The organism is Nonlabens tegetincola (genome assembly GCF_002954355.1).
GTDB lineage: Bacteria > Bacteroidota > Bacteroidia > Flavobacteriales > Flavobacteriaceae > Nonlabens > Nonlabens tegetincola.
This window is the reverse complement of record NZ_MQVV01000014.1, coordinates 13,932-33,557: the sequence shown is the minus strand read 5'-3', so window position 1 is coordinate 33,557 and position 19,626 is coordinate 13,932. Positions and strand designations below refer to the sequence as shown.

Genomic DNA, 19,626 nt, shown 5'->3' with positions numbered 1-19,626 from the left:
CGATACGTAAGCCCTTTTTTAATCTCTTAAAAAATATACATATGAAAATAAAGCAATTTGAATATAAGCCGTTAGCCCATTACTCTTACGCTGTAGTTAGCAATGGAGAAATGGCCATTATAGACCCAGAGCGTGACCCTGAGCAGTATTACGCTTTCGCGAAAGCGAATAACGCAAAAATTGTGGCAGTGCTCGAAACACATCCACACGCAGATTTTGTGAGTTCTCACTTAGAACTACAGAAAGAAACTGGAGCAATTATTTACAATAGCGAAAAGTTAGGAGCCGACTATCCGCATCAAACTTTTGACGATGGAGATTCTATCAAAATTGGGAACGCTACGCTAGAAGCTATTAACACACCTGGGCACTCGCCAGATAGTATTACCATTGTAGCAACAGAAAATAATGATACAGCTTTATTTACTGGTGATACACTATTTATTGGTGATGTGGGCAGACCTGATTTACGTGAGAAAGCAGGCAATATGCAAGCTAAACGTGAAGAACTTGCCAAAATGATGTACCAAACTATAACCACTAAATTCAATGAGCTACCAGACGATGCCGTGGTGTATCCTGCACACGGTGCAGGCTCTTTATGCGGCAAGAACTTAAGTGATGCTGCTAGTAGTACACTGGGAGACGAGAGAAGAGATAATTGGGCGTTCAAAAAGCAATCAAAAAAAGAATTTATGGACACCATTCTCGATGGTCAGCCCTTTATTCCTTCTTATTTTGGATTTAATGTAGATGTGAACAAAATTGGCGCAGAAAATTTGCAGCCTGCTATCTCGAAAGTACCTTTTGAAAAAGAGTCTACAGCTACTGACCTAATTATAGATATGCGAGATGAAGCTTCTTTTAAGAAAGGACACTTACCTGGAAGTATAAACATTCAAGCAGGTTCTGAAAACGCAAAATTTGAAACTTGGTTAGGTTCCATCGTAGAACCCAAAGAAGCATTCACTTTAGTCATAGATAGTGAGGATTCTAAAGACTATATGTTAAACAGAGTTGCCAAAATAGGATATGAAAAACAACTCAAAAAAGTTATTACGCTATCTGATGAAAATCTTATGAAAACCGAACAACTAGATGTAGCAGATTTCAAGAAAAATCCTGAAAAATACACCATCGTAGATATACGAAATATTAGCGAAGTTGAAGACGGTAAATTTTTTGAAAGTGCCATATCGCATCCGCTCAATCAATTACGTGATACGGCCGATGACATCCCAACAGACAAACCTATTGTAGTGCATTGTGCAGGTGGTTACAGAAGTGCAGCAGGAAGCAGTATTTTGGAAAGACAGCTCAAAGATGCAAAAATTTACGACTTGAGCGACGCTGTAAATGATTTTAAATAATACACTATGAAAAACACAAATAACATAGGTTTAGATAATAAAACATCTCAAACCACAGCATTACAACTCAACGACTTATTGTCTAATTACCAAATGTTCTATATGAATCTTAGAGGATTCCACTGGAACATAAAGGGAAAGAAATTCTTTGAACTACATCTAAAATTTGAAGAGCTATATAACGACGCTCTTATAAAGGTTGATGAAATTGCAGAACGTGTACTGACGTTAAGTGCAACGCCACTACATTCATTCAAAAAGTATCTGGATACTTCTGATATTAACTCTGCTGAAAATGTAACAGATGGTGAAGATGCTATCGATAACATTCTGGAATCGTTAAAAATATTGCTTAACAAAGAAAGAGCAATTCTGGCCATAGCAGCAGAAGCTAATGATGAAGGTACAGTAGCATTGATGAGTGATTACATTGTTCAGCAAGAAAAACTTGTTTGGATGCTGTCCGCTTATCGAGATTAAATAGCAAAACAAGTATAAAATTAAAAAGCCCTTTTGAAATCATCAAAAGGGCTTTTATTTTTAATAAAGCATTTTTAAAATGCATATTGTACGAATACCGAGAAGTTTCTTCCAGGGTCATTTATTGGTATCCTTGTAAAATCTGCTTGATTAACGAATGAGAAATTTAAATGATTGTTATATGTCTCATTAAACACATTGAGCACCGCTAAACCTATATTCACATCCTTTACAGGCTTAAAGCCGAAACGTAAATCCAACACCTCATAACCAGGTGTTTCTTGTTCACTAAAACTTATTGCTATTTGGTCCTGCTTTGATGTTATAGTATAATTTATGTTAGCCCAGAATTTTTCTTTTTCAAATCCTAATCCAAAACGGGTTGTCAATGGTGGTGTTAACGGCAAGGCTTCGTTCAGGTCTTGATTTCTTGTATATACGTAAGATAATGCGCTAGAAAAATTGAAGTAATTTGCAAAATCTATCGTAGCCTCTGCTTCAAAACCTATCTTATACGCTTTATCAAGGTTGATAAATCGTTTTACTTCTTGCGGTTGTGCATCAGGCATAAACTTTCTATCTAGTGTAGGGTCTACAACGGCAACAATGTAATTCTCATAGCGCGCATAATACCCAGATATAGCATAACGCAAAGCGCTAATCCCTTTTTCAAAACGCTTACGACCTTTAAAACCTATTTCAAACTGATTATTTACCTCAGCGTCCAGATTAGGATTTCCTACATACTCAAAAGGATCCTGACCTACCTGAAAATGATTGATAGAACGTTCAATCATATTTGCAGAACGCACACCACGGCCATAAGCAACTTCTAGTGTAGCATTATTGTTAAGCCTATGCTTCATAGAAACCGTAGCCGATACGTTATACTCTTCGCGCTGTTCTAAATTGGCATAGAGTTGTTGAAAATCTGCTTCAGGGTCTTTAATATCAGAAACTACTACATCGTAACGCACCCCAGCCGTTAACATCGTTTTGTCTGAAACAGCATACTTGTTTTCTGCAAATATGCCATAGTCATTTACATAAGAATCTTGCCATATCTTATCTTGAAACATCCTAGGTTCAGGTAGCAAGTCTCCCATCATATTACGCTTTACCGTACGAGTTCTTGCACCATCTCTCGCAATAAGCAAGGCATCCAGTCCGCCATATAGCGTCCATTTATCGGTAGGTTTCATTTTAAGTTCCACTCTTCCGCCACCAGTAGTTGCATCTATTTCAGATAAGGCTCCTGTCATTGTAAAGGATGGCCTTCTCGAATTAGACATTATATGGTCTACATAAGAATAATAGGCTTTCACATTTACTTCTTTTACAAAACCCTTTAAATTAGAAATTTTGTAATCCAAAGACAAAATAGAACTATTATCCTCTTCTGTATCCATAGGCAGTCCAGCGTGCAGTACATCCCTACCAAAGGATTGCCTCCAGTGTGCTTGTATTCGCTGATTCTCTGATATATTATATCCAAAACGCAAACCGTAATCCAAACTTCTAAAGGATGATGGGATTTCAGTACCATCACCATCTTCATAATCACCGAAATCACGATAACCAACATTCCCAGTTATGTCATAGGTATCGGTTACCTGATGAAGTTTTAAAGAAGATACTAATGCGTTGCCATTAGATTCGTAACCAGAGTTAATACTGCCGTGCAAACCGTTATCCATAGCACTCGGTTTTTGAGTTACAAGGTTAATAACTCCTCCAAAAGTTGCTCCATACCTAACAGTATAAGGCCCCTTTATAACCTCTATTCTTTCAATATCCTCTGGTACAACGTGAGTGGTAATCGGGTCCATCCGATTTGGGCAAGCGTGCATCACTTTTGTACCTCCATCAAATTGAATATTTAGTTGCTCATATTGTGAAGCTCTAAATGACGGGTCAATGGCATAATTACCACGTTTTATCAAAGAAAACCCATTGAAATCATTAAATAGGTCTGCAACATTCTTTGGCTGAACGACTTTTTTAAGCAAGTCTGTTTTTACAATTGTGAGCACCGGATCTGTTTTTCCTTGCCCAGTCACAATAACAGTATTTAGTTTAATTGATTTTGTCTTAATTGAACCTTGTTTTATGGTTTCCTGACCTAATAAGATAGCAGGAATAAACGCAGCGGCGAGCGCAAATTGTTTTATTTTCATTTTTAAATTTCAAAATTGAATAATAATAATCTGGAGAGAACATAACAATTCTCTCTTTTAATAGTAAAGCTGTGTGCAGATTACTCTTTAGGAGGATGAGAAATAGACTGAAAGTAACCTTCGGTAAACATTCTTGAATCGTAGAAATTTTCAGGTCTTAAAACAACTGTATTCGCTTGATTATCTTGTATAGAATCGGTTAAACAAAATATTAATTGTTCCCACTCTATAGTAGGAATAGTCTGCTCATCTTGAGTTAGTTCTTTACTACTCATTTTGCTCAAATAGCATTTTCCGTTGCATTGCAACTGAGGTCTGTTTTTGTTTTCGCATAATTGCTCTACAAAACTCTCAATATCTAAAGCGTACCAAGTATAGACTAAGGAAATTCTAAGACTGTTACTTAGTATTAGGATAGGTAATATGATAGCACTTATAAACTTCAAGGGGCAAAATTAAATAGCTACAGCGTAAATAAAACTGATAAAAATCATTCAGAAATTGATTTTCATATTTACGCTTTTGCGAAAGCGTAAATTGTATTTATACCGCTTATTGAAGACAAAATAAAAAAATAAAAAAACAGAATAAGCAACCTAAGTTACACAGCTAAAAAAAAGAATAAAAAAACTCTATATGTAACCCAAGTTACCTATTTAAGAAATATAGGATTTTACCTTTGATAAAAATTTTTCGTCACTATGGATACAGAAATTCTTGCTAGAATCCAGTTTGCTTTCACCATTGCATTTCACTACATCTATCCGCCATTGAGTATTGGTTTAGGGCTGATTATGGTGTTTATGGAAGGTATGTATTTGAAGACTGGAAATAAACAGTACGAGGTATTAACTCGTTTTTGGTTAAAAATCTTTGCTATCACTTTTGGTATAGGTGTGGCAACAGGTATTATAATGGAATTTGAGTTTGGAACTAACTGGTCTGTGTATTCTCGATATGTAGGTGATATTTTTGGAAGTGCGCTCGCTGCCGAAGGTTTGTTTGCTTTTGGTCTTGAAAGCGCTTTTTTAGGGATTCTACTATTTGGTTGGAATCGTGTATCGCCCAAGGTACATTTTATATCCACCATAGGTGTATTTTTAGGCTCGATGTTTTCTGCAGTATGGATTGTTGTTGCAAATAGTTGGCAACAAACACCTGCAGGATATCACATCGTAGGCGAAGGTCTTAATGCAAGAGCGGAAGTTACCGATTTCTGGGCTATGGTATTCAACCCTTCTAGCGTAGATAGAATCATTCACGTTTGGCAAGGTGCCTTTTTAGCAGGTGCTTTCTTAGTGCTAAGTGTACACGCCTATTATCTGTTGAACGGACGTTATGTTGAAATATCGAAAAAAGCGTTTAAAATAGCCTTAGGTCTGGCGACTGTAATTTCATTAACACAATTAGTTTCAGGTCACAGTTCTGCCGACGGTGTAGCAAAAAATCAGCCTGCAAAACTAGCTGCAATGGAAGGGCATTATGAAGAATCTGCTCCTGCTGATTTATATCTATTCGGTTGGGTAAATGATGAAGCCCAAGAGGTAACAGGTATAAAAGTTCCAGGCGGTTTATCGTTTTTAGTGCATCAAGATTTTGAAGAACCCGTAACTGGACTAAACGCATTTCCTAAAGAAGATAGACCTGGGCAAGTGAACGCTGTATTTCAATTTTATCATATTATGATTTCCATTGGTATGTTCCTTATAGGTCTAACTTTATATGCAAGCTATTTATGGTGGCGAGGTACCTTATTCAATAAAAAATGGCTGTTACGAATATTTGCTTTTTCAGTATTACTGCCTCAAATAGCGAACCAGGTTGGATGGTTTGCTGCCGAAATGGGGAGACAACCTTGGATTGTCTATGGGCATTTAAGAACTAGCGAAGGTTTTTCTCAAGAAGTATCTTCTAACCAAATACTCTTTTCTTTAATACTATTCTTAGTGGTCTATACGATATTGTTTCTTTTATTTCTCTATTCTGTAAATAAAAAAATAAAGCACGGTCCTTACGATGAAGCTAAGAATCCAGATGAATTTTTAAAATACGTTTAAGCGCATAATTATGGAAACATTTTTAGGGATAGATTATCCAACTCTTTGGTACTTAGTAGTAGGACTACTGTTTTCGGGTTATGCAATTTTAGAAGGCTTTGATTATGGTGCAGGTTCTTGGCATTTGTTTTTTAGAAAGGACTTAAGTAGACGTATTGCAATAAATGCTATTGGCCCATTATGGGATGCAAATCAGGTATGGTTAATCATTGGTGCAGGTGCATTATTTGCAGGGTTTCCTGTGATGTATGCAACGATGTTGTCTGCGATGTATGTACCGTTTATGCTCTTTTTAATGCTTCTCGTATTAAGGTCATCGGCCATCAAATTTAGAAGTGCTGAGGATATGCTATGGTGGCGCAAAACTTGGGATATTATTTATTTTGTATCGAATACACTCATCTCATTTTTACTAGGAGTTGTATTAGCAAACATTTTACAAGGGTTTGAACTGGGTGAGAACTACAGTTATAAAGGCGGTATGTTCTTTTCATTTTTAAACCCATATGCAATAATGGTGGGGTTAACCACGGTATCACTTTTTATGACCCAAGGGGCTATATTTTTGCTGTTAAAAACGGAAGGACGTTTACACGCAAGGCTTACTTTTTTACTTAAGAAAGGAATGATATTTTTCATTGTAAGTTTTGCAGCAACATCTCTTTATACATTGGTTTTTCTTCCTGGTGTAACGGACAAGTTTAAAGAGAATCCTGTTTTCTTTATCATACCTGTACTTGCATTTTTGGCCGTGGCAAACGTTCCTAGATTAGTATCAAAGAAGAAGTATGCCTATGCATTAATTTTTTCATCATTAACTATGGCGTTTTTATTAATGCTCGTGGCATTTCAACTGTATCCTGTGCTGTTGCCATCAACCATTGACCCTGAATATAGTGTTACTATTTACAATGCTGCATCATCCCAAAAGTCTTTGGGTATTATGCTTACCATTGTAGCTATAGGTTCCCCTTTATTGGCTGGTTATTTTCTGTTTTTATATAAAACATTCCACGGTAAAGTGAAGCTGGACGATACGAGTTATTAGACACCTTTATAATTACCAAAGAATTTTTAAGATTTATAAATTAAAAATCGAAACTAAGATAAATATCTAGCATTTAGCTGGGTGTTTTGCATTATAATATTTACTCCAATGTAACATTGGTTACTGACAAAATCTATAAATAGACATTTCTTTGTAAAAAATTAAAAATATGAATTGGATTTATGAACCTTGGCCTTGGTATGTCGCTGGGCCACTCATCGCTCTTACAATGTTTGTACTATTAGTTGTAGGAAAGCAATTTGGAATGTCTTCAAATTTACGAACGGCTTGTGCTGCTATCGGCGCAGGAAAAGCCTCTGACTTTTTTAAATTCGATTGGAAAGCGGAACGCTGGAACCTGATGGTTGTTTTAGGTGCAGTAATCGGTGGGTTTATCGCTGCAAATTACCTAAGCGATAATACGGTAGAAATCAACCCTGAAATTGCACAACAGCTTTCAGAAGATTATAATATTAAAAGCGCTGGTGAAGCTTATTTACCCTCAGAAATTTTTGCAACAGAGGCACTTAGCGACCCGTTTACACTTGCCATTTTATTGACAGGCGGTTTATTAGTAGGCTTTGGAGCCCGATATGCTGGTGGTTGTACATCAGGTCACGCCATTTCTGGATTGAGTAATCTACAATTACCTTCACTTATAGCAGTAATTGGCTTCTTTATTGGCGGGCTTGTAATGGTTCATTTTTTATATCCTTTAATCTTTTAGACAATGCGTTATATAACATATTTAGTAATTGGAATTTTCTTTGGAGTTATAATGTATAAATCTGAGGCTGCTTCTTGGTTTCGTATTTATGAAATGTTTCAATTTGGTAGTTTTCATATGTATGGAATCATAGGATCTGCTTTGGTAATTGGAGTCATTGGTGTTCAAGTCATAAAACGAAATAACATTAAACCTTTAGATGGTAGTGAGATGAGCTTAAAACCAAAAAACAAGAGTGTAGCTCGTTACCTTTTAGGCGGTATTCTTTTCGGATTAGGTTGGGCACTTGCCGGTGCGTGTCCAGGACCAATGTATGTACTTGCAGGTTCAGGCTATATTTCAATATTAATAGTGATTTTTGGAGCAATAGCAGGTACTTTTCTGTATGGTATATTGAGAGATAAGCTACCGCATTAATAGATGCTTAATAGTATTCGAGAACTTATCCAATCCTACAAGGATGAGGTGTTACCTATTTCCCAATCAGACCTGTCTGATACCAAAAAAATTTGATTGCGGGTATCGAAATATCTCAAAGTTATTTGCATAAATTAAGAGATGTAATTAAAGGTAGAAAATTTGAACGTCAACAAGATATAATAGATTTTTTCAAATTAGAAAAACCGTTTATCTATGGGCGTCTAAAATTTCATGTCAAGCTCTATAAGTACGTGTCACTTTTAAATTCCAGCTTTTATAGCTGGAATTTTTATTTTCTTACATTAACAAAACAAAAGTCACAAACCCAAGAAAGCGTTAATTTACACGTTGTTGCAAATCACTATTACTATCTTTGAGAAGACTAAAAATTTAAATTAACTAACAAACTAACATCATGAACATAAAAAAATATAGAATAGCAGCTATTGGTTTAGCCTTAACAGCTACCACACTTATTGCATGTAAAGAATCTCCAAAATCAGAGGAAACCGAAGAAATGCTCTCTGAAGAAGCGATGGTAGAACAAGAATTGCCTTCTATTACTATCGAAAAATTAATGGACTCACCAGCTTATGAAACTGCTAGTCTTTCTCTTAAATCTCCAGATGTTTCTGGAACTATTCCTTCCGGTGATACTAACTTTGATTTTGAAGTTACAAACTATGAATTAGGAGCAATTACTGAAAGTGAAAATGCAAACCGTTTAGCCAATTCAGGAAAAGGTCAGCACATTCATTTTATTGTGAATAATCAACCCTACTCTGCTCACTATGAGCCTACCTTTACTAAAGCTCTTCCTGACGGAACACACCACCTAGTAGCTTTTTTAAGTAGATCTTACCATGAATCTGTTAAAAATAACAATTCTGTCGTGGTAAAGAAAGTACAAGTAGGTGACGAGATAACTCAAGAATTGGATATGAATGCTCCTACTCTTATTTATAGCAGACCTAAAGGAGAGTATTCTGGTAAAGACACTGAGAATTTACTATTAGATTTCTTTGTTATTAACACCACTCTTTCAGAAGACGGAAATAAGGTAAGAGCTACTATAAACGATCAAGTTTTTACTATTACTGAATGGGCTCCATATATTGTAAAAGGACTTCCTATGGGTGAAGTTTCCATCAAACTAGAGCTTGTTGACGATAATAATCAAGTTATACCTGGACCATTCAATAGTGTGACAAGAACAGTTACTCTTAAGGAGTAAGGTATTAAGGAAAAAGAACTGAAAATCATAAAAAGTGTTTTTACATATGTAAAAACACTTTTTTTATATTTTAAGTAGTTGCTAATATGATTTAAAATTTAAAACGAGAGAAAGTTCATAGTTTTATATTTACTAAGCTTACACGAAGTTATATACTGAATTAAGTAAGTAAAGCCAATTAATAAAAAAACAGCTTTATGAAATATTCACAAAGCTGTTTTTAATGTTGTATAATAGGATGTTACTTTTTCTTCTTCTGTAACTCTTGTTGAGCTTGTGCTTGTTCCATCATCTGTTCCATTCTTTTAGCAAATCTACCCTTCTTTTTAGGTTTAGCTTTTGCTTTCTCAATTTTGGCAAGGACCTTATCCTTATCAATTATCACATTCTTTATAACCAACATCAGTCCTATTGTAATTAAGTTAGATACAAAATAGTAAAGCGATAGACCAGCTGCATAATTATTAAAGAAAACTAACATGAATAATGGCGATAAATACATGATAAACTTCATGTTAGGCATTCCTGGTTGTTGTGCCTGCGCCATGTTTTGACCAGTGGTCATTTGCATATAGAAAAATATAGCAACAGATGCTAAAATTGGAAATAAACTTACATGATCTCCGTAAACCGGTATGTGGAAAGGAAGTTTAAAAATTTCGTCGTAACTCGACAAATCATCTGCCCATAAAAAGCTTTTTTGTCTTAATTCGATAGCAGTTGGGAAAAATTTGAACAGGGCAAAAAATACAGGCATCTGTAATAAGGCCGGTAAACATCCAGATAAAGGACTTGCTCCAGCCTCACGCTGAATACGCATTGTTTCTTGTTGCTTTTTAAGAGCGTCATCTTTATACTTTGCAGTTACTTTTTCGATCTCAGGACGTAATATTTTCATTTTTGCCTGAGTTAAATAACTTTTATATAAAACTGGCGATAATAATAACCTTACCCCAAATGTTAGAAGAATAATACCTATCCCAACAGGAATTCCTAGATATTTAGGAGACGTAATAAAAGTAAATAGTGGTCTAATTACATATTTATTAATGACACCAAAAATTCCCCAACCTAAATCAACAACTTCTTCCAGATTGGCATCATAATTTTCAAGAATATCATAATCAGTAGGACCAAAATACCAGTCCATATTATACATTATTTCACCACCAGAATAATCTAATTGAAATTCTGAACTAAATTCCTTGGTAAATTTATTTTGTGAGTCGTCTATTGATGCAATATTCTTAGTTCTTAAAACACCAGACGTAAATGGAGTGTCGGTTACAAGTATTGAACTGAAAAAGTGTTGCTTGTAAGCTGCCCAAGTAATAGCGTTTCCTTCCTCCTCGGCGGTTTCTCCTTGTCCTGTATAATCATCGCTACCACCATCATATTCAAATTTAATTTCAGTATATCTGTTCTCATTTTGGATACTCTTTGAACGTCTATACCCTTGCATATCCCATTTAAGTGAAACAGCATCACTTGTATTTGCAACCGAGTTTAAACCAGTACTTCTAATAGTAAAATCAACCATATAATTATCTGGTTTGATTTCATATCTAAATTCTATTTTGGCATTGTTACCTGGTGTAGCAACGAAGTTAAAAACCTTATTTTCACCGTTCATGCTTTGTTGCGGAGTAAAAAGCATGTCTGCGGTATTTAACTTACGACCATCTTTGGTCATGAAGGTTAAATTCAATCGCATATCACCATCGTTTACTAAGTAAACCGGTAAAGAATCGTAAGTCTTAAACTTTAAAAGTTCGGCTTGGGTTAAATAAGCTCCTTTAGTACTGAATTTGTAATCTACTAATTCGGTCTGGTAGGATAAAGTTTCAGCACTATTACTAGGATTAATTGAATCATTTACAACTGTCAAGCCATCAGGAACAGGTTGATCATTATTGGATATAGATTGTTCAGTTGTAGTATTGGGTTCTTGTTCTTGTACTTCTTCCTTATTCATAAAGAACATGTACATCAATATTGCAAAGATTAAGGACATACCTAATATTTGCTTCCAGTCTGTTTTATTTTCTTCCATTTCTAGATAGAGTTTGAAACTCTGTAAAGGGTTTGTGGTGATTCTGCTTTCGCGAAAGCGGAATCAGATTATTTATTTTTATTACTTTTAAATGTTGCCGCCGCAGCTACAAATGATTTGAACAATGGGTGTGGATTTGCTACTGTACTTTTATACTCAGGATGGTACTGTACTCCAATAAACCAAGGATGATCCTCTATTTCAACGATTTCAACCAAATCAGTTTTTGGATTGACTCCGGTAGTTTTTAATCCAGCTTGTTCAAGTTGATCTCTATATTCATTGTTATATTCATAACGATGACGATGACGCTCACTTATCAATTCATTTCCATAGATTTCTGACACTCTACCACCATTCAATTTACAATCCCAAGCACCTAGTCTCATGGTACCACCCATGTCTAGTATATTTTTTTGATCCTCCATAAGAGAAATTACAGGATGCGGCGTGTTGTCGTCCATTTCTATAGAGTTAGACTCTTTCAATCCTAAAACGTTACGTGAATATTCAATTACCGCCATTTGCATACCCAAACAGATACCAAAAAATGGTAATCCGTTTTCTCGAGCATACCTAACTGCTTCTATTTTACCTTCTATCCCTCGTTCACCAAACCCAGGTGCAACTAGAACGCCGTCTAAATGTGATAACTTTTTCTCAACATTTTCTACCTCTAAGTACTCACTGTGAATACTCTCAATCTTAACTTTTACCTCATTTTCTGCACCGGCATGAATGAATGCTTCTAAAATAGATTTATAGCTATCTTGTAACTCAACATATTTACCAATTAATCCAATCGTCACCTGACTTTTAGGATTTTTATGTTTGATAACAAACTCGTTCCAACTTTTAAGGTTTGGTTGGCTCTCAGTTTCTATGTGTAATTGTTTAATGACAACTCTATCCAATCCTTCTAATAACATTTTATTAGGAACGTCATAAATAGTTTCTACGTCAATAGATTGTATTACTGCTTCTGGTTTAACGTTACAAAAACGTGCTAGCTTTGTTCTTATTTCATCAGAAAGTTCGTGTTCAGTTCTACAAACTAATATATCTGCTTGTACTCCACTTTCCATTAATGTTTTAACACTGTGCTGGGTAGGTTTTGTTTTTAACTCGCCTGCCGCACTTAAAAATGGTATAAGCGTTAAATGAATAACTAATGAATTGTTATCACCTAATTCCCATTGTAATTGACGTACACTTTCGATGTAAGGTAATGACTCAATATCTCCAACTGTTCCACCTATCTCGGTAATTATAACATCATAATCACCTGATTTACCTAAAATCTGAATACGCTCCTTAATCTCATCAGTTATATGTGGAATCACTTGAACCGTTTTTCCTAGGAACTCTCCTCTACGTTCTTTTTGAATGACACTTTGATAAATACGTCCTGTAGTAACATTATTTGCTTGAGAGGTATTAACATTTAAAAACCTTTCATAATGTCCTAGATCTAAATCAGTTTCGGCACCATCCTCTGTTACGTAACACTCACCATGTTCATAAGGATTCAGTGTTCCGGGATCTACGTTAATGTATGGATCAAGTTTTTGGATTGTAACTCTTAATCCTCTAGCTTGTAGCAGTTTTGCTAGTGAAGCTGCGATAATTCCTTTTCCTAATGATGAGGTTACTCCACCCGTTACAAAAATGTACTTAGCATGTGCCATAATATCTGTTTCCTTACTTTAAAAACAGGTGCAAAAGTAATTATTTAATATGGGATTGTAAGCATAATTGAAGTAGTTATTAAGCACTTCACTGATTAAGAAATTTAGTTGCTATTATTAAAAAATCCCTATTCCTTTTTTATGAGGAATAGGGATTTGAATTATAATTTTATTTTATATACTTACTCTACTATGAGTTTAGTAGAAATCGTATTACTATTTTGTTTTACTTCTACTATATACATACCGCTGGCAATTGTTTCCAAAGAAAACTGCTGCTCTACAAACGAGTTCTCAAAATTGCGAGTTATAATTTCTTTACCAGACAGGTCATATAAGGTTACAGAAGTAGGTTCGTCATTCCATTGATCTAATAAAAGGTTGAATGAATTTGTAGCAGGATTAGGATATATAGAAACTTGCGGAGTCAATACAATATCCTCATTACTCAACGGAGTTACTGTTGTTTGACATACTTGAACAGCCCATTGATTCAATACACCAGCATCTCCATTAAAAAAGTCTGCCATTACTATAGTCCAATTGCCATTAACATCACTGTTTGATAATGTTGACATAGGATCAACCGGACTAGAGTAAGTACCTGAAACAGGACTAACACATACAACATCAGGTGCACCATCTTGAAACAAAATATCAATATCGTCCTCACCAATACATGTTCTACCCCAAATCGTAGCAACATCACCGTTCGGATTATTAACTTGTACTACTAAGTCCTGAACATAGTCATGTGTAATATCTAAATCGATTCTGATTTCCTGAGACACATTGGAAACTGGAATGTTAATTTGATTTGAAAGAACCGGTCCTTGAACATTGCTTCCTTGACCGTCAGGAATAGGTAAGTTGATACTTCCTGAAGAATAGGTATCACAAGTGGTTTGCACATTTGCGTTTATATTGAAATCTTCATCATTTATATTAAAAAAGATGTTATTAGCTGCCTCTATCATTAATCTACAATTAGGCGCTACAATTCCACTAGGAACTATTAAATCATAAGAACCATTATTAGGAACGTTTGATGCTAAAACAGTATCGAAGGTTTGACCTCCATCGGTAGACAAAACAATATTAACAAAGCCTTCATTTATACCGTTTGCATTAGTTCCTGCTACATCCCAAGTAATAGTTTCAGTACTTCCTGGTAACCATACTATACCCGTAGTATTTTGAGATGTAACTCTAAAGGGTCCTGCAGCAGTTATTGAAGTAGCTCTCATAGTATCAGAGTCCGTTTGTCCACCTCTTGCATCATTATCCCTTACGGTTACGGTAAAATTCATTCCCCTTGTTACAGAAGGAAGTACTTCCCACTCTGTAGATACTCCTCCATTTGCAACTATATCTTCAAGCTGTGGGATAAATCTTGTAGGACTAGTAGTTCCTTGAAAAGATCTAAATAGTGGTCCTGTAGTATTAGTTGGGCTAGGCAACCCTGCTGAGCCAAGATCAAATTGCTCCCAAGTATATGTCAACCCTGCAGTACCATCTGCATCCGTTGCGCTTGCAGTTAATTTGAAAGGAGTTTGACTAGGTATAAAATAATCTAAACCAGCATTTGCAGTTGGTTGAGAGTTTCCAGTAGGAGTTTGTTGTGCGCAGGTAAAATCGATTGTATTCCATATACTATTAATACTCGTTTGATGAAAATAAGCATCACTATTAGGTTGAACGTTTTGAGGTGGACAAATTCCTGCATATGCCATAATTGTTGAACCACTTCCTACTTCATATGCCGATCCACCACTTCTATTACCACCCGAACAGCTTCCTGCTGTACCATTAAAACTATGTGGTGCACCAAATTGATGTCCTAATTCATGAGCTACAAAATCAATATCATATGGATCTCCAATTGGTTGTGCTCGTCCAGTTACTCCTTGTGCTTTTCTACCAGGTACGCAAACACTACCTAACGAAGCCAAACCACCACCACCAGTTGTGAAAACATGTCCAATATCGTAATTACCTGAACCTATAGTTGAGTCAATTAATTGCTGATTTTGAGGTAAAATTGCTCCAGCATTGTCGTTGCTTAAATTATCAGAATTGATAAAAATTAATAAATCATTGTTAGCAACTAAATTCATTGTAACTGATAAATCTTGCTCATAGACAAAATTGTTTCTCGCCAGAGTAACATTCATAGCTGCGAGAACGGCCGCTCTTCGTATTTGTTCAGTGTCTGCATTTGTAAAACCTGCTCGTTCCCAATGAAATCTAGAATATTCTATAGTAGCACTTATAGCAATTCTGTAAGTACGTAATTGACCATCATTTGCATTCTTAGAAATATCGTGATTATGATCATCTCGTGATTGAACATTTGACGTATCTAGTGTACAATAACCGCCAGCATCAATAACTGGTAGATCCTGTTTTGAATAAGATATATAAACTGATCTATCCTTTGTAAAAGGATCAATAAATTCCAATCCAGATTCTGGGTTATAAATCATTCCGTGAAATCCTAATGGTGTGATTGTAAAACGAATTTGAGTACTGGAATTATCTGTTGAATAGCCTATATAAGAATTGATATCGCTATACTTATCCTGCAATGCTTTTTCCATAATAGGTGCTGCGTAAACCTCAAAATCCAAAACACCATGGCTTGTAGGCAAGGTGATAATGTCAGAGCTATGGGTGGTACTATCAAAACGATGAGGAGCATTAATAATCGATGCCTTAATTTGATTTACATCGATAGAATAAAGTTTGTACCTAAAAGGCTCTGATTTCCTTTCGAGTTTATCAGAATCCTTAATTTGAATTTTAGAAATTTGTTTAAAAAATTATTTTGAGCAATCGAAATTGATGAAATCAATATTACTAAAACTAAAAATAAAGCATTAGAAGGGTATTTGTTTTGCATAATCTATATCTTATGCTGTAAAAATAACGTTTAATCATCACATTTATATAAACAAACTCATAATGAATAGTGGACAAAAATTTAAAATTTCTATAATGAAGATCTTTCTTTTAATTGTTCTAACTGTAACCTTGGGATGTAAAACTGAAAAGGATATGATAATGAAAAACAGTTCATCCAATTGCCCAGAAGGAGGCACATGTCAATCTGAGTTTTTTGAAAATACAATTTTCAAGATACAAGCAGATGAATATGGTGCCACCTACATTAAAAAGATGAACTCTGATCAAAGTTCTGTTCGTTATTCCTTCTTAAGAGATGAGATGAATAACATTGCAGATTCTTATTACAAGGAAGAACTTCACATTTTAATTCCTAACGAGAATGGTACCTACGAGTACAATCAGGAAAATATCAAGGATTTGTCTTTCGGTAGATTGTGTAATTGTAGAGGAGCGACTGGATACTATCCAGTTGAAAAAGCTAATATTAAGCTCAATAGAAACAATGAACAGATTACTTTAACAGGAACTTTCTCTTTAAGTGAAGTGCCTCACATTTTAAAATCAATTAATACCACTATCAAATTATAGATGAGTAGTTTTAAAAAGTTGCTCCTTGATTTTTATGTACCACCTAGCTTGTTCTTCCTTGTCGATACCGTGATTAGTTTCCCTATCGTACTGCTTTTGTAGCTTTCGTCTTTCTGATTCAATTTTTTGGAAGATTTCATTCAAATCAGTTTTGTATGACTTTCTAGGTCGATATTTGCTTAAAGCTGTTCTAAGTTTTCTAGCATAAATTTCAGAAATATCCCAATGCAATTGCTCGTGAGCAAGTAAATCTCTACTACTTTCTTGTATATTTTTTTCCAACTGAGCTGAGGATAAAATTGACTTTCTATTTCATAGCTCAAATGAAAATCACCATTTAAAATCTTAACCTCATAACTATAGGCTATACCTGTGTTGACACTCGCAAAATGTCTCGCATTTTGTGGTGGAATACCTTTAAAATCTTCCCAGGTCAATACAGGATGATCCGCATAAGTAAAATATTCTGAAGGATTAGAATTTAGAACTAAAAGAAAAACGAAACACCAAGCAAGTTTCATCATTCCCAGTTGAACTTAATTACCTTTTCAATATCAGGATGCAAGCTATTTAGTACAGGACAAGTATTCCCTATCCTCTCAAGAATAATTTGAGTGCGCTTATCACAATTACCCTTCATTTCAAGTGAAACTTCTATCTTAGAAATTCTTCGAGGTTCACTTGCCATTGTTTTTAACACATGAGCACAACTACCAGAAATATCCTGATTAAGATCATTTGCCTTTATTCCCATTACAGTAAGCATACAACTTGCAAGAGCTGTTGCCACAGTATCAGTAGGTGAAAAGGCTTCTCCTTTCCCATTGTTATCAGTAGGAGCATCTGTTACGAATGAGTTATCACTTTTAATATGAACAGATTTACACCTTAAATCTCCTAAATACTCAACCCTTGATGTCATATCTCAACTATTCGTTTTATTAATTCTCTTTTGTTTCCTCAGACGAGTCCACATCAATAACTTTTATAGATAAATCCTTTTGATATTGTAATAGAAAAACTGCTTCATTATAATATCCCGCAAGAAACTTCTTTCGATAATCAAATTTGTTTTCAACCATCGTTGTTGCTCCATGGCGCATGGCACTTTCAAATAAATCACTAGCGCTAGCTTGTCTTAATATCACATCCATAGTTACATCAAATCCTCTTGTTGCATACTCATTGGGTGAAATATTGTGTGCTCTATAGTACGCTTTCGCGAAAGCGGTATCACCACCAGAATCTCTATTCATTTTTGGGTAAATATAATTAAGCTGCGCAAGTCGAGTATTTGACAAATCCATATCCTCGTAATTATCCATTCCTATCATGGTGATTTTAAAGTCATCAGCCTTTGCGCTATAATTAGAAACAGCATCGGTGATAAATCCAACGTTTTCAACAGCAAGAATTACTAAATTTTCTTTTTCCTTATCCAAGGCATCAAAATAGTGACGACTAAAAATGTAATTCTTTTTTTGATTAGGAATTAACAGTTTTGCTTCGGGAACAAGGTTTGCAAATAAATTTTTAAGCTCAGGCTTTGTATTGTCTGTAACTATAATAATATTTTTTCCTTCCTTAATACTAAGGATATATTTTTGCATTTTTTCAATAAAGAGCTCATCTACAGGTCTTGATTGAAAAAGATTTTTATACAGTCTTACATCGGTTGTTGTGAGAGGACTCACCACAGGAATATCATCTCCTTTTACGTGTTTTGCCACCTCTACTACATTTTTACCCATCAATGGACCAATAATAGTATTGTAATTCGAAAAATCTGTTTGATTTAAAATGGATTTTGTTCTATCTAAACTTTTACGAGTGTCGTATAAATCAAAGTTGACGTCTATTCCTAATTTTTTGGCACTGTCTCTGGCTACCTGCATACCACTATAGAAATCTAGGGCCCTCCTTAGAGTACGATCAGCTTGCAATCTATCATCCTGGGATTGTTCCTCAGTAATTTTATGCAATGATAAAGGTAGCATTACTGCTATACGCTGTTGGTCATAATTAACAATACTATCTCGTAAATTGCTATATAACCTATTTGTATTTATACCATTACCACTTAAACCATTATCTAGGTTAACTCTGGCAGGTAATTTTAATTGCATTCCAACTTTGAGACCTTCTTTAACATCAGGATTTAAAGATATTATACTATCCTCGGAAATTCCTGCTAATCTAGTAAGCGAATACATTCCCATTTTTGCCGGCACAGTGTAGGTCACAAATTTACTTGCATCAGTTGACCCTTCATTTTCAACGGTATTCTTTTTGGGAACGTTGATTATCATTCCAGGTTGTAAGTTATCTAAACCATCATTAAGTTTTTCTAATTCCTTAACTTTTATACCATATCTAGTTGCTATACCGTATTTAGTATCCTTGGGCAAGACTTTATATTGTCCATCTATCAAGGTGATAGGTGAATTATCCTGTGTCACTTGTTGCTTTTGGTCTTCGGCAAAAACAGGAATTCTTATTTTATCACCTCGTTTTAAGGGTTTTGAGTATAATTCTTTGTTGGCCTCTTTTATATCTAGTTCATCAATCCCATACTTTTGAGCAAGTCTAAAAAGATTATCTTTTCGTTTAACTTTATGGGTGATATATTTTTCAATCCTACTATCTTGCTTGCCAGACTTTTCAGGTATCAATAGTACTGCACCCATTTTTAATCCTGATTTAAGGTCGGGATTAAGTTGAACTAGAGCATCTTCGGTTACGTCATATAACTGCGTTATACTATACAAGGTCTCACCCTGATCAACTGTATGCTTTTTATAGGTTTGTGCGCTTGCACAGCTCGCTTTCGCGAAAGCGAGACAAATAATTAATAAACTATATATAAAATGCTTCATA

The 19,626-nt window shown here is 35.1% G+C and carries 16 protein-coding genes; 8 read left to right on the top strand and 8 right to left on the bottom strand.

All coding sequences use genetic code 11. The annotated features are described in order from the left end of the window. The first annotated feature begins 41 nt into the window (after nucleotides 1–41). Both BST93_RS07050 and BST93_RS07045 read left to right on the top strand, forming a co-directional pair. On the top strand, nucleotides 42–1,370 hold the full coding sequence (locus BST93_RS07050) for an MBL fold metallo-hydrolase (protein ID WP_105018605.1): 1,329 nt from the start codon (nucleotides 42–44) through the stop codon (nucleotides 1,368–1,370). Between the two features lie 6 nt (nucleotides 1,371–1,376). Next, nucleotides 1,377–1,850 carry a Dps family protein gene (locus tag BST93_RS07045; RefSeq protein WP_105018604.1) on the top strand — a complete coding sequence of 158 codons (474 nt, stop codon included), beginning with the start codon at nucleotides 1,377–1,379 and terminating at the stop codon, nucleotides 1,848–1,850. A gap of 74 nt (nucleotides 1,851–1,924) precedes the next feature. On the opposite strand, the gene BST93_RS07040 is transcribed toward BST93_RS07045, so the two are convergent. Next, nucleotides 1,925–4,027, bottom strand: a complete 2,103-nt coding sequence (locus BST93_RS07040) for a TonB-dependent receptor domain-containing protein (RefSeq protein ID WP_105018603.1) — start codon at nucleotides 4,025–4,027, stop codon at nucleotides 1,925–1,927. An 80-nt stretch (nucleotides 4,028–4,107) separates the two neighbouring features. Then, nucleotides 4,108–4,473 carry a hypothetical protein gene (locus BST93_RS07035; RefSeq protein ID WP_105018602.1) on the bottom strand — a complete coding sequence of 122 codons (366 nt, stop codon included), beginning with the start codon at nucleotides 4,471–4,473 and terminating at the stop codon, nucleotides 4,108–4,110. A 255-nt stretch (nucleotides 4,474–4,728) separates the two neighbouring features. Between BST93_RS07035 and BST93_RS07030 the strand changes: the two genes are divergently transcribed. The 5 genes from BST93_RS07030 (at nucleotide 4,729) to BST93_RS07005 (ending at nucleotide 9,513) form a co-directional block, all read left to right on the top strand. Further along, complete coding sequence (locus tag BST93_RS07030; protein ID WP_105018601.1) at nucleotides 4,729–6,084, top strand: cytochrome ubiquinol oxidase subunit I; 1,356 nt, start codon at nucleotides 4,729–4,731, stop codon at nucleotides 6,082–6,084. Nucleotides 6,085–6,094: 10 nt separating this feature from the next. Beyond that, complete coding sequence (gene cydB, locus BST93_RS07025; protein WP_105018600.1) at nucleotides 6,095–7,132, top strand: cytochrome d ubiquinol oxidase subunit II; 1,038 nt, start codon at nucleotides 6,095–6,097, stop codon at nucleotides 7,130–7,132. A 169-nt stretch (nucleotides 7,133–7,301) separates the two neighbouring features. Then, a complete protein-coding gene (locus tag BST93_RS07020) occupies nucleotides 7,302–7,859 on the top strand; it encodes a YeeE/YedE family protein (RefSeq protein ID WP_105018599.1) in 558 nt (185 codons plus the stop codon). Nucleotides 7,860–7,862: 3 nt separating this feature from the next. Continuing rightward, nucleotides 7,863–8,276, top strand: a complete 414-nt coding sequence (locus BST93_RS07015; RefSeq protein ID WP_105018598.1) for a DUF6691 family protein — start codon at nucleotides 7,863–7,865, stop codon at nucleotides 8,274–8,276. Between the two features lie 418 nt (nucleotides 8,277–8,694). Beyond that, nucleotides 8,695–9,513, top strand: coding sequence for a hypothetical protein (locus BST93_RS07005; RefSeq protein WP_105018596.1), 819 nt, complete (start codon nucleotides 8,695–8,697; stop codon nucleotides 9,511–9,513). Between the two features lie 241 nt (nucleotides 9,514–9,754). On the opposite strand, the gene yidC is transcribed toward BST93_RS07005, so the two are convergent. The 3 genes from yidC to BST93_RS06990 form a co-directional block, all read right to left on the bottom strand. After that, nucleotides 9,755–11,566: a membrane protein insertase YidC gene (gene yidC, locus BST93_RS07000; protein WP_105018595.1), complete on the bottom strand. Its 1,812-nt coding sequence runs from the start codon at nucleotides 11,564–11,566 to the stop codon at nucleotides 9,755–9,757. A 68-nt stretch (nucleotides 11,567–11,634) separates the two neighbouring features. Then, nucleotides 11,635–13,254, bottom strand: coding sequence for a CTP synthase (gene pyrG / locus BST93_RS06995; protein ID WP_105018594.1), 1,620 nt, complete (start codon nucleotides 13,252–13,254; stop codon nucleotides 11,635–11,637). A 182-nt stretch (nucleotides 13,255–13,436) separates the two neighbouring features. Next, on the bottom strand, nucleotides 13,437–15,905 hold the full coding sequence (locus BST93_RS06990; RefSeq protein WP_105018593.1) for a reprolysin-like metallopeptidase: 2,469 nt from the start codon (nucleotides 15,903–15,905) through the stop codon (nucleotides 13,437–13,439). A 346-nt stretch (nucleotides 15,906–16,251) separates the two neighbouring features. Between BST93_RS06990 and BST93_RS06985 the strand changes: the two genes are divergently transcribed. Further along, nucleotides 16,252–16,749 (top strand): hypothetical protein, encoded by a 498-nt coding sequence (locus BST93_RS06985; RefSeq protein WP_146104989.1) that lies wholly within the window; start codon nucleotides 16,252–16,254, stop codon nucleotides 16,747–16,749. On the opposite strand, the gene BST93_RS06980 is transcribed toward BST93_RS06985, so the two are convergent. The 3 genes from BST93_RS06980 to BST93_RS06970 form a co-directional block, all read right to left on the bottom strand. Further along, nucleotides 16,744–17,031, bottom strand: a complete 288-nt coding sequence (locus tag BST93_RS06980; protein WP_181072567.1) for a DUF922 domain-containing protein — start codon at nucleotides 17,029–17,031, stop codon at nucleotides 16,744–16,746. The genes BST93_RS06985 and BST93_RS06980 overlap by 6 nt on opposite strands. 238 nt (nucleotides 17,032–17,269) lie before the next feature. After that, nucleotides 17,270–17,671 carry an OsmC family protein gene (locus BST93_RS06975; RefSeq protein ID WP_042278073.1) on the bottom strand — a complete coding sequence of 134 codons (402 nt, stop codon included), beginning with the start codon at nucleotides 17,669–17,671 and terminating at the stop codon, nucleotides 17,270–17,272. Nucleotides 17,672–17,690: 19 nt separating this feature from the next. Beyond that, a complete protein-coding gene (locus tag BST93_RS06970) occupies nucleotides 17,691–19,625 on the bottom strand; it encodes a LysM peptidoglycan-binding domain-containing protein (RefSeq protein ID WP_105018590.1) in 1,935 nt (644 codons plus the stop codon). Between the last annotated feature and the right edge of the window lies 1 nt (nucleotide 19,626).

Coding starts and splice junctions, on each gene's coding strand:
- BST93_RS07045 (WP_105018604.1), top strand. CDS start 1,377: ATGAAAAACACAAATAACATAGGTTTAGATAATAAAACATCTCAAACC.
- BST93_RS07050 (WP_105018605.1), top strand. CDS start 42: ATGAAAATAAAGCAATTTGAATATAAGCCGTTAGCCCATTACTCTTAC.
- BST93_RS07020 (WP_105018599.1), top strand. CDS start 7,302: ATGAATTGGATTTATGAACCTTGGCCTTGGTATGTCGCTGGGCCACTC.
- BST93_RS06970 (WP_105018590.1), bottom strand. CDS start 19,625: ATGAAGCATTTTATATATAGTTTATTAATTATTTGTCTCGCTTTCGCG.
- BST93_RS07040 (WP_105018603.1), bottom strand. CDS start 4,027: ATGAAAATAAAACAATTTGCGCTCGCCGCTGCGTTTATTCCTGCTATC.
- yidC (WP_105018595.1), bottom strand. CDS start 11,566: ATGGAAGAAAATAAAACAGACTGGAAGCAAATATTAGGTATGTCCTTA.
- BST93_RS06985 (WP_146104989.1), top strand. CDS start 16,252: ATGAAGATCTTTCTTTTAATTGTTCTAACTGTAACCTTGGGATGTAAA.
- BST93_RS06975 (WP_042278073.1), bottom strand. CDS start 17,671: ATGACATCAAGGGTTGAGTATTTAGGAGATTTAAGGTGTAAATCTGTT.
- BST93_RS07015 (WP_105018598.1), top strand. CDS start 7,863: ATGCGTTATATAACATATTTAGTAATTGGAATTTTCTTTGGAGTTATA.
- BST93_RS07005 (WP_105018596.1), top strand. CDS start 8,695: ATGAACATAAAAAAATATAGAATAGCAGCTATTGGTTTAGCCTTAACA.
- cydB (WP_105018600.1), top strand. CDS start 6,095: ATGGAAACATTTTTAGGGATAGATTATCCAACTCTTTGGTACTTAGTA.
- BST93_RS07030 (WP_105018601.1), top strand. CDS start 4,729: ATGGATACAGAAATTCTTGCTAGAATCCAGTTTGCTTTCACCATTGCA.
- pyrG (WP_105018594.1), bottom strand. CDS start 13,254: ATGGCACATGCTAAGTACATTTTTGTAACGGGTGGAGTAACCTCATCA.